This is a genomic window from Brachybacterium sp. AOP25-B2-12, from assembly GCF_052378625.1.
GTDB lineage: Bacteria > Actinomycetota > Actinomycetes > Actinomycetales > Dermabacteraceae > Brachybacterium.
This window is the reverse complement of the sequence record NZ_JBQSXW010000008.1, coordinates 43,402-55,829: the sequence shown is the minus strand read 5'-3', so window position 1 is coordinate 55,829 and position 12,428 is coordinate 43,402. Positions and strand designations below refer to the sequence as shown.

General features: G+C 73.4%; 10 protein-coding genes. 7 read left to right on the top strand and 3 right to left on the bottom strand.

What is annotated here, in order from left to right; all coding sequences use genetic code 11:
- The first annotated feature begins 111 nt into the window (after positions 1 to 111).
- Complete coding sequence (locus ACT3TZ_RS07740; protein ID WP_444582825.1) at positions 112 to 330, top strand: hypothetical protein; 219 nt, start codon at positions 112 to 114, stop codon at positions 328 to 330.
- A 93-nt stretch (positions 331 to 423) separates the two neighbouring features.
- Here ACT3TZ_RS07740 and ACT3TZ_RS07735 read toward each other — a convergent pair whose 3' ends face one another.
- Complete coding sequence (locus ACT3TZ_RS07735; protein WP_444582824.1) at positions 424 to 696, bottom strand: 2Fe-2S iron-sulfur cluster-binding protein; 273 nt, start codon at positions 694 to 696, stop codon at positions 424 to 426.
- Between the two features lie 327 nt (positions 697 to 1,023).
- Between ACT3TZ_RS07735 and ACT3TZ_RS07730 the strand changes: the two genes are divergently transcribed.
- Both ACT3TZ_RS07730 and ACT3TZ_RS07725 read left to right on the top strand, forming a co-directional pair.
- Positions 1,024 to 1,767 carry a response regulator transcription factor gene (locus ACT3TZ_RS07730; RefSeq protein ID WP_444582823.1) on the top strand — a complete coding sequence of 248 codons (744 nt, stop codon included), beginning with the start codon at positions 1,024 to 1,026 and terminating at the stop codon, positions 1,765 to 1,767.
- A 71-nt stretch (positions 1,768 to 1,838) separates the two neighbouring features.
- The gene (locus tag ACT3TZ_RS07725) at positions 1,839 to 3,407 is read left to right on the top strand and encodes an ATP-binding protein (protein WP_444582822.1); all 1,569 of its coding nucleotides are present in this window, start codon (positions 1,839 to 1,841) and stop codon (positions 3,405 to 3,407) included.
- Between the two features lie 15 nt (positions 3,408 to 3,422).
- Here ACT3TZ_RS07725 and ACT3TZ_RS07720 read toward each other — a convergent pair whose 3' ends face one another.
- Both ACT3TZ_RS07720 and ACT3TZ_RS07715 read right to left on the bottom strand, forming a co-directional pair.
- Positions 3,423 to 4,208, bottom strand: a complete 786-nt coding sequence (locus tag ACT3TZ_RS07720) for a LuxR C-terminal-related transcriptional regulator (RefSeq protein ID WP_444582821.1) — start codon at positions 4,206 to 4,208, stop codon at positions 3,423 to 3,425.
- Positions 4,205 to 5,599, bottom strand: coding sequence for an ATP-binding protein (locus tag ACT3TZ_RS07715; RefSeq protein WP_444582820.1), 1,395 nt, complete (start codon positions 5,597 to 5,599; stop codon positions 4,205 to 4,207). The genes ACT3TZ_RS07720 and ACT3TZ_RS07715 overlap by 4 nt, the downstream gene beginning before the upstream one ends.
- Positions 5,600 to 5,713: 114 nt before the next feature.
- On the opposite strand from ACT3TZ_RS07715, the gene ACT3TZ_RS07710 reads away from it, so the two are divergent.
- From ACT3TZ_RS07710 to ACT3TZ_RS07695, 4 genes are all read left to right on the top strand, one after another.
- On the top strand, positions 5,714 to 7,180 hold the full coding sequence (locus ACT3TZ_RS07710; RefSeq protein ID WP_444582819.1) for a PspC domain-containing protein: 1,467 nt from the start codon (positions 5,714 to 5,716) through the stop codon (positions 7,178 to 7,180).
- 110 nt (positions 7,181 to 7,290) lie between these two features.
- On the top strand, positions 7,291 to 7,605 hold the full coding sequence (locus ACT3TZ_RS07705; protein ID WP_444582818.1) for a hypothetical protein: 315 nt from the start codon (positions 7,291 to 7,293) through the stop codon (positions 7,603 to 7,605).
- 174 nt (positions 7,606 to 7,779) lie between these two features.
- Positions 7,780 to 11,076, top strand: coding sequence for an isoleucine--tRNA ligase (gene ileS, locus ACT3TZ_RS07700; protein ID WP_444582817.1), 3,297 nt, complete (start codon positions 7,780 to 7,782; stop codon positions 11,074 to 11,076).
- Between the two features lie 309 nt (positions 11,077 to 11,385).
- Positions 11,386 to 12,240: a hypothetical protein gene (locus tag ACT3TZ_RS07695; protein WP_444582816.1), complete on the top strand. Its 855-nt coding sequence runs from the start codon at positions 11,386 to 11,388 to the stop codon at positions 12,238 to 12,240.
- Positions 12,241 to 12,428: the final 188 nt, after the last annotated feature.

Genomic DNA, 12,428 nt, shown 5'->3' with positions numbered 1-12,428 from the left:
TGCTCCGGGCTGATCCGCGGCGGCACCCGATCGGCCAGGCTGGTGGTCATCGGGGCACCACGGCTCCGGACCGGGGCCCGGCGGCCCCGTCGACGGGACGGAGCCCCCACGATGACGACGCTCGAGCAGCTGCGCATGGATCGCCGCACGGATCACGGCACGACGGGGCACCCGGTGCTGTTCGGGGCGATGCTCGCGATCGCCGCGCTGGCGGTCCTCACGCTATTGGTCATGGGCCCGTCGCTCCCGGTGGTGGCCAGCGTCGGCATGGCGATCGGGGCGCTCTTGCTGGTGGTCACGGCGTGGCTGGTGGCCGGCCCCCGCTGGTGACGGCGTCGCGGCGACCGGCGTCGACCCGTGGGCCCGGCACCGCCCGGGCGCGGGACACGCCCCTGACGCGGAGCGCGGCCGAGCCGGTGCAGCTCAGACGTCGAGCTCGATCTCGCCGATCCCGCGGGAGACGCACGTGATGATGCTGTGCTCCTTCTCGTCGTCCATGAGGAACTCGTCGAGGTGCTCGACCTCCCCGGACACGAGCGGCACGACGCAGGTGCCGCACACACCGCCTTCGCAGGAGTAGTCCATCGGGACGCCGGCGTCCAGCAGCGCCTGCAGGAGCGACTGGGTCCCCCCGACCTCGACCGTCGTGCCGGACTTCAGGCATTTGGCGGTGAAGGGCTCGCCGAGCAGCGACATCCACGTCCTCCTGGGGGGGGTTCGGGTCGCGCGGGGCACGGCGCGACGATCTCGCCCGCGCGAACGGGCGGCATCCAGCATCCCACGCCTCCCGCGGGGCATCGGCGTGATCCCCGCCTCAGCACACGACCTGTACCCGCGACCTCGACGTCCGAGGCGGCGCGGAGCACCTGTGGGCCTGCTGTGCGGCGCGGATCGGGTCCCTGTGAGCGGGCACGCGGCCCGGTCCCGTCCTGCGGCCCGCGGCTACGCTCGGGATATCGGCAGGCGCGACGCCCGCCCACCCCCGGGCGGCTGCGCGCCGCCCCGTCCTCCCGAGGAGACGTCATGACCGAGCGCAGCGCGACCGTGCTGGCACAGCTGCCACGCCTCGAGCACCCGGACGGCTCCCCGGTGCGCGTGCTGGTGGTCGAGGACGAGCCGACCATCGCCGACCTCGTCCGCTTCCCGCTGCAGATGGTCGGCTGGGACGCCCGGGTCAGCGGCGACGGGCCGGACGCCGTGCGCACCGCCCGCGAGTTCCGCCCCGACGTGATCGTGCTGGACCGCATGCTCCCGGGGATCGACGGCGTCGAGGTGCTGCGGCGCATCCGCGCCCTCCAGCCCGAGGTGCCCGTGCTGCTGCTGACCGCGATGGACGGCGCGGGCGACCGGATCGACGGGCTGGCCGCCGGGGCCGACGACTACGTGACCAAGCCCTTCACCATCGAGGAGGTGCTGCTGCGCCTGCATCGGCTGGTCCAGCGCTCCGGCGTGACCGCCCAGGGCGCGGAGGAGCTCGTGGTCGGGGATCTCGTGATGAACCTCGACACCCACGAGGTCACGCGCGGCGGGGACACGATCCCGGTGACCGCCACCCAGTACCAGCTGCTGCAGTACCTCATGGAGAACCCCCAGAAGGTGCTCTCCAAGGCTCAGATCCTCGACAGCGTGTGGAACTACGACTTCGGCGGGCAGGCCAACATCGTCGAGCTCTACATCTCCTACCTCCGCAAGCGGATCGACGTGGGGCGCGAGCCGATGATCCACACGGTGCGCGGGGCGGGGTACGTGCTGAAGCCCGCGGCATGACGCCGAGCTCGCCGTCCCCGACGCAGCCGCCGAGGTCCACGGCCACGGCGCGGCCGACGTCGACGCTGCAGGTGAGTTCGCCCGCCCGCCCGCGGCGGCGGGCCAGCCTGCGCACCGTCCTGGTGGCCCTGCTGCTGGCGACGGTCGCGGTGATGTGCCTGGTGATCGGCGTGGTCACCCACGTCTCCGTGCGCGATCAGCTCTCCGCGCAGCTCGACGCCCAGCTGTCCCGGGCCTCGGACCGCGCCACCCACGGCACCGCGCCGCAGGGAGGGGAGGACCATCAGAGCTCGCCGCCCCTGGGTGGGGACCCCGGAGGCGGGGAGTTCGAGCTGAGCGCGGTGATCATCGACGGTTCCGCGGGCACCGGCGGCTGGCGGGACGAGGACGGCGACGTCCTGGCGCTGTCCGCCGCGGACCTCACCACGATCCGCGACGCCGTCCAGGCCGACGACCCCGCCGCCGGGACCACCGAGGATCGCACCGCCGCTCCCACCGGCGTGGACGTGCACCTGTCCATCGGCGACTACCGCGTCGTGGCCACCACCAGCTCGGACGGCACGACCCTCGTGACCGGGCTGCCGCTGGCCCAGATGCACTCGACGCTCACCCGGCTGGACCTCACGCTGCTGGGCGCGGGTCTCGGGGCCATGGTGGTCACCGGGGTCGCGGGCTCCCTCATCGTGCGGCGCACCATGCGGCCGCTGGAGGAGGTCTCGCGCCTGGCGAGCCAGGTCGCGGAGATGCCGCTGTCCCGTGGGGCGGTGGCGCTCGACGACCGGATCCCCGCCGACCGCGCCCCGGCGGGCACCGAGGTGGGCGAGGTGGCGCGGGCCCTGAACCACCTGCTGGACAACGTCGAGGGGGCGCTCGAGACCCGGCAGGCCAGCGAGGAGCGCATGCGTCGCTTCGTCGCCGACGCCTCGCACGAGCTGCGCACGCCCCTGACCGCGATCCGCGGCTACACCGAGATGCTGCGGCTGACGGAGGAGCTCTCCGACCGCGGCGAGCAGTCCGTGGACCGCCTCGACGCGCAGTCCCGCCGGATGACCTCCCTCGTCGAGGACCTGCTGCTGCTCGCGCGCCTGGACGACGGCGCCCCGCGTGCCGACGAGGAGGTCGACCTCGGCGAGCTCGTCGTCGAGGCGGTGCTGGATGCCCAGGTCACGGGCCGTGACCACCGGTGGACCCTCGAGGTCCCCGAGGAGCCGGTGCTCGTGCGGGGGGACCCCCGCCAGCTGGCCCAGGTGATCGTCAACCTGCTCTCCAACGCCCGCAAGCACACCCCCGCAGGCACCGCGGTGACGGCGTCCCTGCGGGAGGCCCCCGCCGCCGGAGGCCCCGCGGACGGGCGCGGCCGGGCCGTGATCGAGATCGCCGACGACGGCCCCGGCATCGCCCCCGCGCTGCTCGGCGAGGTGTTCTCCCGCTTCACCCGGGCCGATGCCGCCCGCTCGGGCACCGATGCGACCACGGGGCTCGGGCTGTCGATCGTCCGGGCGATCGTCGTGTCCCACGGCGGGGAGATCGCCGTGACCTCGGCGCCCGGGCGCACCGTGTTCACGGTGCGCCTGCCGCTCGCGGTCGATCCCGGGGCACCGGGCGTCGGCGCGGGACCCGGCGGTCCCGCGGGCGCCTGAGGCGCCGGTGCCCGGTCAGATGACGCGACGGTCCCGCGCCCAGCGCGAGAGCTCGTAGCGGTTGGTCAGCTGCAGCTTGCGCAGAACGCTGGACACGTGCGTCTCGACCGTGCGGTCGGAGATGAACAGGGCGCTCGCGGCCTCGCGGTACGTGTAGCCGCGGGCGATGAGCTTCATGACCTCCTGCTCGCGGGGGGACAGCAGGTCCAGCTCGGTCGAGACCGGGGGAGCGGTGCCGCGGAACGCGTCGAGCACGAATCCCGCCAGGCGCGGCGAGAACACGGCGTCCCCCTCGGCGATCCGGTGCACCGCGTCCACGAGCTCGGTGCCCGTGATCGACTTGGTGACGTAGCCGCGCGCTCCGGCGCGGATCACCGCGAGGACGTCCTCCTCGGCGTCGGAGACCGACAGGCCCAGGCAGCGCACCGGCGTCCCGGCGGGGGTCGTGAGCTCCTCGACCGTGGCGGCGACCTCCGCGCCGCCGCCGCCCTGGCCGCCGGGGAGGTGCACGTCCAGCAGGATCACGTCGGGGCCCAGGCTGCGGGCCGACAGGATCGCTTCCTCGACGTCATGGGCCAGCCCCACGATCTCGATGCCGCACGAGGTGCCCGACAGCTCGGCCGCGACGCCCTGCGCGAAGATCCGGTGGTCGTCGACCACGAGCACCCGGATCCGCGGCCCCGCCGCCCCCGTGCCATCCGTCCCACCGGTGCCGCCGATGCTCCCGGGGCTCCCGGGAGTGCCCGGCGGGCCCGGGGCGGGTGCCGGGGTGCGGGGGTGCTCGCGGGGTGTGCTCGTCATGGTGTGCTCCTGATGGGGGTCTCCAGGGTGAGGGCGACCTCGGTGCCGCCTCCCGGCGCGCTGCGGACCTGCGCGGTGCCGCCCGCGCGCCGCATGCGCCCCAGGATGGATTCGCGGACCCCGAGGCGGTCCTCGGGGACGTCGGCGAGGTCGAAGCCGGGACCGCGGTCGCGGACGTAGGCCTCGAGGCGCTCGGGCGCGACGTCGACGAACACGTCCACGCCCACCCCTCCGTGCCGGCAGGCGTTGACGGTGGACTCGCGCAGGGCTCCCAGCAGGGGCCGCACCGCATCGCTGATGGGCGCATCGCCGATCACGACCACGTGCACGTCGATGCCCTGCTGGTCCTCGATCTCCTCGCACAGGGCGGTGACGGCGCCGCGCACGTCGGTGGGCTGCTCCGGGTCCTCGACGCCCACGTGGTAGAGCCAGCGCCGCAGCTCACGCTCCTGGCGGCGGGCCAGACGCCGCGCCTCCTCGGGGTCGGTCGTGGACTTCTGGAGCAGCGTGAGGGTCTGGAGCACGGAGTCGTGGAGGTGGGCGGTGAACTCGCTGCGCTGCTGGACCAGGGCCCGCTCCTCGGTCTCCTCGCGCATGCCGTTCCACAGGTGCAGCACCCACGGCACGAGCACCACGGCCAGCAGGCCGAGCATGCACACGGTGACGACGAGGGTGATCAGCGCGGCGGTGCTCCCGAACAGCAGCACCACCAGCCACAGCACGCCGATCGCCAGCAGGGTCAGGGCGGTGCCCAGGGCCGCCAGCACCAGGCGGGGCATCGAGCGGACCCGGCCGCCCCAGCGCGCGCGATCCACGGCGTCCAGCGGCAGGATCCCCAGGGCCAGACCCGCCGCGAGGACACCCGTCGCGGCGATCACGAGGCCCCGGTACCCGCCGAGGGAGGAGCCGAAGATGTCGGCGGTCCCGGTCAGCAGGCCCCCGAAGGGCACGATCACGGCGGTCGCGAGCACGATGATCCCCAGACCGATGATCGCCGCGAGGGTCAGCCATCGCGAGAGCTGCCGCGTGGGCGGGGCGGCGGTCGCGATCGCCGCGGACGGCACCCCGCGCACCGCGGACGAGGAGGCGGCGAGCGCCTGACGCCGCTCGCCCTCGCGGTCCAGCGGGAGGGCCCACCACAGGCACAGGTACCCGATCACGAACGGGGCGGCGAGCGTCAGGACGATGCTCCCGGCCGTCGCGTAGACGTCCCAGGCGCCGAGCATCGGGATGGCCGGGATCGACAGGGCCGCCCCGAGCACGAAGGCGATCCGCACCCCGCGCACGGGCAGGCCCAGGACCCGCGCCAGCGCGGCGCACGACCCGGTGAGCACGACCCCGTGGCGTTCGCGGGTCCACGCGGACGCATCGGGGTGCACGGCGCTCGTCATCCCCCCATTGTCACCTGCCCGACGCCCGCGCGCTCGCCCCCACGGGGCCGTCACGGGACCTCCACGTGGTGCGCCGCGGCGCGCCGCACGGCCCGCTCGGGGCAGGATGGGGCCATGACCTCCTCCGGATCCGAGCGCGACGCGGAGCCGCCCGGGGCCGCCGCGACCCCCGGGAGCCCCCCGGACGAGACCATCTGGCGGGCACTGGCGCAGCGACCCGGGCGGGGAGGGGCCATCGCCGAGGCCCTGCGCACCGATGTCCTGCGCCGTCAGGGGGATGGGCACATCGCCGGGGTCTGCGCCGCGCTCGCCCACGCGGGCGGACTGCCCGTCCGCCTGGTCCGGATCGTCGCCGTGGGACTGCTGGGACTGGGCATCGGACTCCCGATCTACCTGGTCCTGGCCCTGACCCTGCCGCGGGAGCGCCGCATCGGCGACGCGCCCGACGAGGTCGTCGTCGTGGACGTCCCGGCGCGGGCGCTGCTGCAGGGGCGTCCCGGACGAGGGGACGTCCTGGTCGCGCTCGGCGTGCTGCCCTCCCTCGTCGCCGCCTATTCCTGGATCGTCCTGTTCATCGCCCAGGACCGCGCGCCGCTGCGAATCCTCGTGCCCGTCGTGGCCGTGCTGCTCACCGTCCTCGCATGGGGTGCTCTGCGGGCGCGGCGCGCACGCTCCGCCTACCTCTTCGCCGAGCTCGGGCACCGCGCGGGGATCCTCGACGACGAGGAGCTGCGCCGGACCCTCGAGGACCTCCGGGCCTACGCCCCGCGCGCCTGGTACGGGGACGGCGCCGAGCGCGCGGCCCGTCCCGGTGGGGCTCTGCACCCCGCGGGCCCGAGGGCGCCGCGTACGGCCCGTGCGGCGCGCCTGTCCCCGCGGCACGCCCTCGCTCTCGTCGCGGGACTGCTGGTGATCGGGACGTGCGCCTTCACGCTCGTCTCGCTCGTCCCGTCCGTGGCTCCCGGGCTGGGGTCGGCGCGCCCGCTGCCGGGCATCGGCCGGGTGGGGGCCGCGGCGGCCGTCGTGAGCGTCTCCGCGGGTCTCCTCCTCGTGGGCATCGGCCTCCTGCGCCGCCGCAGCATCGCGGTCGCGCTCGCCGGACTGCTCGCCATCACGACCTTCGCCGGGAGCGTCGTCTGGGTCCGGATGACCGACTCCTCGAACACCACCCCGATGGTGGTCGAGGTCGAGCGGTACACCCCCGGGGCCGTCGTGGGCTGCACCGAGTCCGACGATCCCGGGAGCTGGGACCGCGACGTCGTCATCGACCTGTCGCGACTGAGCACCCCCGGCGACCAGGCCTCCGTGCGCCGGCTCTGGGAGCAGCAGAACCCCGGGGCCGAGGCGAGCACCGCCAAGCTCGGGATGACCGTCCGCTGCGACCGCCTCGTCGGCGACGTGACGGTGATCCTCCCCGCGGCCGGCAACGGGCTGATGGTCGACTCGGGCCTGACCACGACCCTCGGGGAGGTCGGGGGACCCGAGCCCCCGGTGGCCGTCCCGTGGACGGCGCTGAGCGTGGGCGTGACCGTGCGCGGCCACCTCGGTGCGGGCGACATCACCTTCGAGGAGGCGCGATGAGCGCCGACGCCCCGCGGACGCCGCGCTCCGGCTCGCCCCGACGTCCGGACCGACCTGCTCGTTCCCGGCCTCGCGTCGTCGTGCCACGGACGGCGCGCGGGGACCTCCCGGTGCGCTCGGCCAGCACCATCGCCTGGGGGACCTTCCTGATCCTGGCCTCGGCGACCCTGGTGATCGTCCTCGCCGCCGGCAGCAGGGCGCCTCTGTGGATGGTCGGCGCGTGGCTGCTGCTGGCGCTCGCGATCTCGCTGGTCGTGGGGGCGATGATCCCTGCCGGCGACCCCCGCGAGGTGACGGCGCCCACGGCCCGGACGCCGGCCGCCCCGGACTACACTGGCCCCAACGGCATCGACCCGGCCATCACCGGAGAGCCGCGGGAAGAACAGGAGCCTCCCGGACGCGACGCGCCCGGAGCACCCCAGTAGAACCCGCCGGGACCAGCCCGTCATCGCTGAGGAACAAGGGGAGCCCCTGCCGTCAGGTCGGGGGTCAACCGAGGTGGTACCGCGCCACCGGGACATGCTGCACCGAGACGGTGGCAGCGGCCCGTGGGCGTCCTCGGACAGCATCGTCGCCGTCCGCCCGCCCTGGAGGTCCCCATGGTCTACCCGGTCACCGGGGGAGAACTCTCCCCCTCCCCGAACCTGCCCGCTCTCGAGAACCGCGTCCTGGAGCACTGGCGCCTCGACGACACGTTCCGCGCCTCGATCGCCCAGCGCGACGGCGCCGAGGAGTTCGTGTTCTACGACGGGCCGCCGTTCGCCAATGGCCTCCCGCACTACGGGCACCTGCTCACCGGCTTCGTCAAGGACGTCATCCCGCGCTTCCGCACCATGTGCGGCTACCGCGTGGACCGCCGCTTCGGCTGGGACACCCACGGGCTCCCCGCCGAGCTCGAGGCGATGCGCGAGCTGGGCATGACGGAGAAGTCCGAGATCGAGGCGATGGGCATCGGCCGCTTCAACGCCGCCGCGAAGGCCTCGGTGCTCAAGTACACGAAGGACTGGGAGGAGTACGTCTCCCGCCAGGCCCGCTGGGTCGACTTCGAGAACGACTACAAGACCCTGGACATGCCCTACATGGAGTCCGTGCTGTGGGCGTTCAAGACCCTGTACGACAAGGGCATGGCCTACGAGGGCTACTCGGTCCTCCCGTACTGCTGGAAGGACCAGACGCCGCTGTCGGCGCACGAGCTGCGCATGGACGACGACGTCTACCAGGACCGCCAGGATCCCTCGGTGACCGTCACCTTCCCGCTCGCGGGCGAGAAGGCCGCCGAGCTGGGGCTCGACGGCGTGCGGGCGCTGGCCTGGACGACGACCCCCTGGACCCTGCCCACCAACTTCTCCCTCGCGGTCGGCCCGGAGATCACCTACGTGACCGTCCCGGCAGGCCCCCTCGGCGCGGCCGACGGCGCCGAGCCCGGCGACGCGGTGTACCTGCTGGCCCGTGACCTCGTGGGCGCCCACGCCCGGGAGCTCGGCCACGAGGACGCCGAGGCGGCGCTCGCTGCGGCGGGGGAGCGTGCCTACGCGGGCGCCGAGCTCGAGTACGTCGCCTACACCCCGCTGTGGGACGTCTACGCGGCAGATCCCGAGCCGTGGGGGCTGGAGAACGCCTGGATCGTCACCGTCGCCGACTACGTCTCGACCGGGGACGGCACCGGGATCGTGCACCAGGCCACCGCGTACGGCGAGGAGGACCAGAAGGTGAGCGCCGGCTACGGGATCCCCGTGGTCGTCTCCGTCGACGACGCCGCGCAGTTCCTGCCGATGTTCCGCGGCACAGAGCTCGACGAGATCACGGGCCTGCAGGTCTTCGAGGCCAACCGCCCGATCATCCGCAACCTCCAGCGCGCGCAGCGGCTCTTCAAGGAGACCAGCTACGTGCACTCCTACCCGCACTGCTGGCGCTGCCGCAACCCGCTCATCTACAAGGCCGTCGGCAGCTGGTTCGTGCGGGTCGCCGACATGCGCCCGGCCATGCTGCGCCTGAACGAGCAGATCACCTGGGTGCCCGACAACGTCAAGGAGGGGCAGTTCGGCCAGTGGCTCGCGGGCGCCCGCGACTGGGCGATCTCCCGCAACCGCTACTTCGGCACGCCCATCCCGGTGTGGGTGAGCGACGATCCGCAGCACCCCCGGATCGACGTGTACGGATCCCTCGCCGAGCTCGAGCGCGACTTCGGTCGCCTCCCGCTCGACGAGGAGGGGCAGGTCAACCTGCATCGTCCCTACATCGACGACCTCACCCGACCCAACCCCGACGATCCCACCGGCGCCTCGACCATGCGGCGGATCTCCGACGTGTTCGACGTGTGGTTCGACTCCGGGTCCATGCCGTTCGCGCAGGTCCACTACCCCTTCGAGAACGCCGAGTGGTTCCAGGAGCACAACCCCGCGGACTTCATCGTCGAGTACATCGGGCAGACCCGCGGCTGGTTCTACCTGCTGCACGTCCTGTCCACGGCGCTGTTCGACCGGCCCGCGTTCACGAGCGTGATCTGCCACGGGATCGTGCTGGGAGACGACGGGCAGAAGATGTCCAAGTCCCTGCGCAACTACCCCGACGTCCGCGAGATGTTCGACCTCTACGGCGCCGACGCGATGCGCTGGTTCCTCATGAGCTCGACGATCCTGCGCGGCGGCAACCTCGTCGTCGACGAGCCCAGGATCCGTGACGCCGTGCGCCAGACGGTGCTGCCGCTGTGGAGCGTCTGGTACTTCCTGGCGCTGTACGCCAACGCCGCCGGGCCCAAGGACGACGATGGCCGCCCCGTCGGGCACGCCTACGCCGAGCGCTTCGAGGCCGAGGACGTGCTGGACCGCTACCTGCTCTCGCGCACCGGGGACCTCGTGCGCGATGTCCGCGCCGCGCTCGAGGACCTCGCGATCGCCGATGCCGCCGAGCGCATCCAGGACTACCTGGACATGCTCACCAACTGGTACGTGCGCCGCTCCCGCGACCGCTTCTGGGAGGGCGACGAGCAGGCCATCGACGTGCTCGGCACCTGTCTGGAGACCCTCACCCGGGTCGCGGCGCCGCTGCTGCCGATGGTGACCGAGGAGATCTGGCGGGACCTCACCGGCGGGCGGTCCGTGCACCTGACGGACTGGCCCGACGCCGACCGCTTCGTGCGCGACAGCGAGCTGGTGCGGCGCATGGACGAGGTCCGCAAGGTCGCCAGCGCCGGCCACGCCCTGCGCAAGAGGGCGGGGCTGCGGGCGCGCCTTCCGCTGGCCGCCCTCACCGTCGTCCATCACGAGCCCGCGGTGCTGGAGCCGTTCACGGCGATCCTCGCCGACGAGCTCAACGTCCGCGCGGTCACGCTCCTGGACGTCTCCGGCGAGGAGGCCCGGGGCCTGGGCGTCGAGCAGCGCCTGTCCGTCAACGCCCGCGCCGCCGGGCCACGCCTGGGCAAGCAGGTCCAGCAGGCCATCCGCGGCGCCAAGAGCGGGGACTGGTCCGTGGCCGAGGACGGCACCGTCACCGCCGGCGGCCTGGCCCTCGTCGAGGGCGAGTACGCACTGGACCTCGTGGCCGGGGACGGCGGCGAGGGCGACGGCGTGGCGCTCGGTGTGCTGCCCGGCGGGGACTTCCTCGTGCTGGACACGGTGGTCACTCCCGAGCTCGAGGCCGAGGGCACCGCGCGCGACGTCGTGCGGGCCATCCAGCAGGCGCGTCGCTCGGCAGGGCTGGACGTCTCGGACCGGATCCGGCTGACCGTGGACGGTGACGAGGCCGTGCTCGCCGCGGTGCGGGCGCACGAGGGCCTGGTGGCCTCCGAGGTGCTGGCCGTCGACCTCGGGATCGGGGTCCCGGTCGCGGACGGCGCGCACGCGGCGAGCGAGAAGGTCTCCGGCGGGACGGTCCGGGTGGGGGTCGCGCGCGCCTGATCGCGGGCGGCACCTGCCCGGGAGGACCTGGCCGTCCCGCGCAGGTGCCGCCATCGACCCGCGACCATGCCTCATGGCCGCGATGTTGTCCGTGTCCGTGTCCGTGTCCGTGTCCGTGTCCGTGTCCGTGTCCGTGCCCGTCGACGGTATGGGCCACAGCGCCGAGGACGCCTCCGGGCGCGGCGTGATGTCCCACCGGTGCGTCGGGATCGGTGCACGGCGTGGATTCGCTACGATCCGCGAGCAGGACATCCCATCCCTCCGCCCCCCTCGGGCGACCCCGTGCTCGCAACTCCATCTCGCACCGTCGTGCCACATCGGGCACTGGGACGCCTCCTCCGTGCCCTCGCGGCGATCGTCCTCGCCGTGGCGTTCACCGCCGGCTCGGCGACGACCGCTCAGGCCGTGGACCCGCCCGGCAACACGGGCGGCTTCGACCCGGGGTTCATCTTCCGTGACAAGGTCATGTTCGACGGCCATGCCATGGGAGCCGAGCAGGCCGACGCGAGGATTCGCGAGATCGGGGCGGCATGCGACTCGACGCGCACCGCCGTGCCGTGCCTGAAGGACCAGCGCATCGACACCCCGGCCCGCGCCGCCTCGAAGTACTGCACCGCGATCCCCGCGCGCACGGGTGCGAGCGTGGGCCGGCTGGTCACCGATGTCGGCGCGGCATGCTCGGTGAGCCCCAAGGTCATCATCACCATGCTCCAGAAGGAGCAGGGTCTCGTTACCACCACGGAACCCACCGAGAAGAAGATGGCGCAGGCACTCGGGTTCCGGTGCCCGGACTACCAGACCTGTGACCCGACCTACGCGGGTCTGGCCAACCAGGTCTACTTCGCGGCCTCGCGCCTGCAGCAGTACGGCGATCCGGCGGAGGACTTCACGTACAAGGTCGGTCGCAACCTCGTGGACTTCAGCCCCGTCGCGAACTGCGGCACCGCGATCGTGAAGATCCGCAGCCGCGCCACGGCTGCGCTCTACAACTACACGCCCTTCACCCCCAACCAGGCGTCGCTCGACGCCGGGGCGGGAGTCGTCCCCGGTGACGCGTGCGCGAGCTACGGCAATCGCAACGTCTACCGCATCTACGCCCTGTGGTTCGGCTCGCCCAACGGCGCCCCGACGTCGAACCCGCCGGTGGCGGCGCGTCGGCTGTAGGGGACGTCCTCATGCGCGGCACGGGCGATCATCGCCGCGCCCACGGTCACGCGGTCAGCATCCCCGAGAACATGCGTCTCGATCGGGTCCCGGAGGGGATCTCGTCAGACGCTCCGCTCTGGACTGGCGTGCTCCACAGCGGCTCGGACGTGACGGCCCGGACACACATGCTCGGAGAACCAGCTCGG

What these genes read in the sequence shown, in the direction of transcription:
- ACT3TZ_RS07740 (WP_444582825.1), top strand. Translation starts at nt 112, where the DNA reads ATGACGACGCTCGAGCAGCTGCGCATGGATCGCCGCACGGATCACGGC.
- ACT3TZ_RS07735 (WP_444582824.1), bottom strand. Translation starts at nt 696, where the DNA reads ATGTCGCTGCTCGGCGAGCCCTTCACCGCCAAATGCCTGAAGTCCGGC.
- ACT3TZ_RS07730 (WP_444582823.1), top strand. Translation starts at nt 1,024, where the DNA reads ATGACCGAGCGCAGCGCGACCGTGCTGGCACAGCTGCCACGCCTCGAG.
- ACT3TZ_RS07720 (WP_444582821.1), bottom strand. Translation starts at nt 4,208, where the DNA reads ATGACGAGCACACCCCGCGAGCACCCCCGCACCCCGGCACCCGCCCCG.
- ACT3TZ_RS07715 (WP_444582820.1), bottom strand. Translation starts at nt 5,599, where the DNA reads ATGACGAGCGCCGTGCACCCCGATGCGTCCGCGTGGACCCGCGAACGC.
- ACT3TZ_RS07710 (WP_444582819.1), top strand. Translation starts at nt 5,714, where the DNA reads ATGACCTCCTCCGGATCCGAGCGCGACGCGGAGCCGCCCGGGGCCGCC.
- ileS (WP_444582817.1), top strand. Translation starts at nt 7,780, where the DNA reads ATGGTCTACCCGGTCACCGGGGGAGAACTCTCCCCCTCCCCGAACCTG.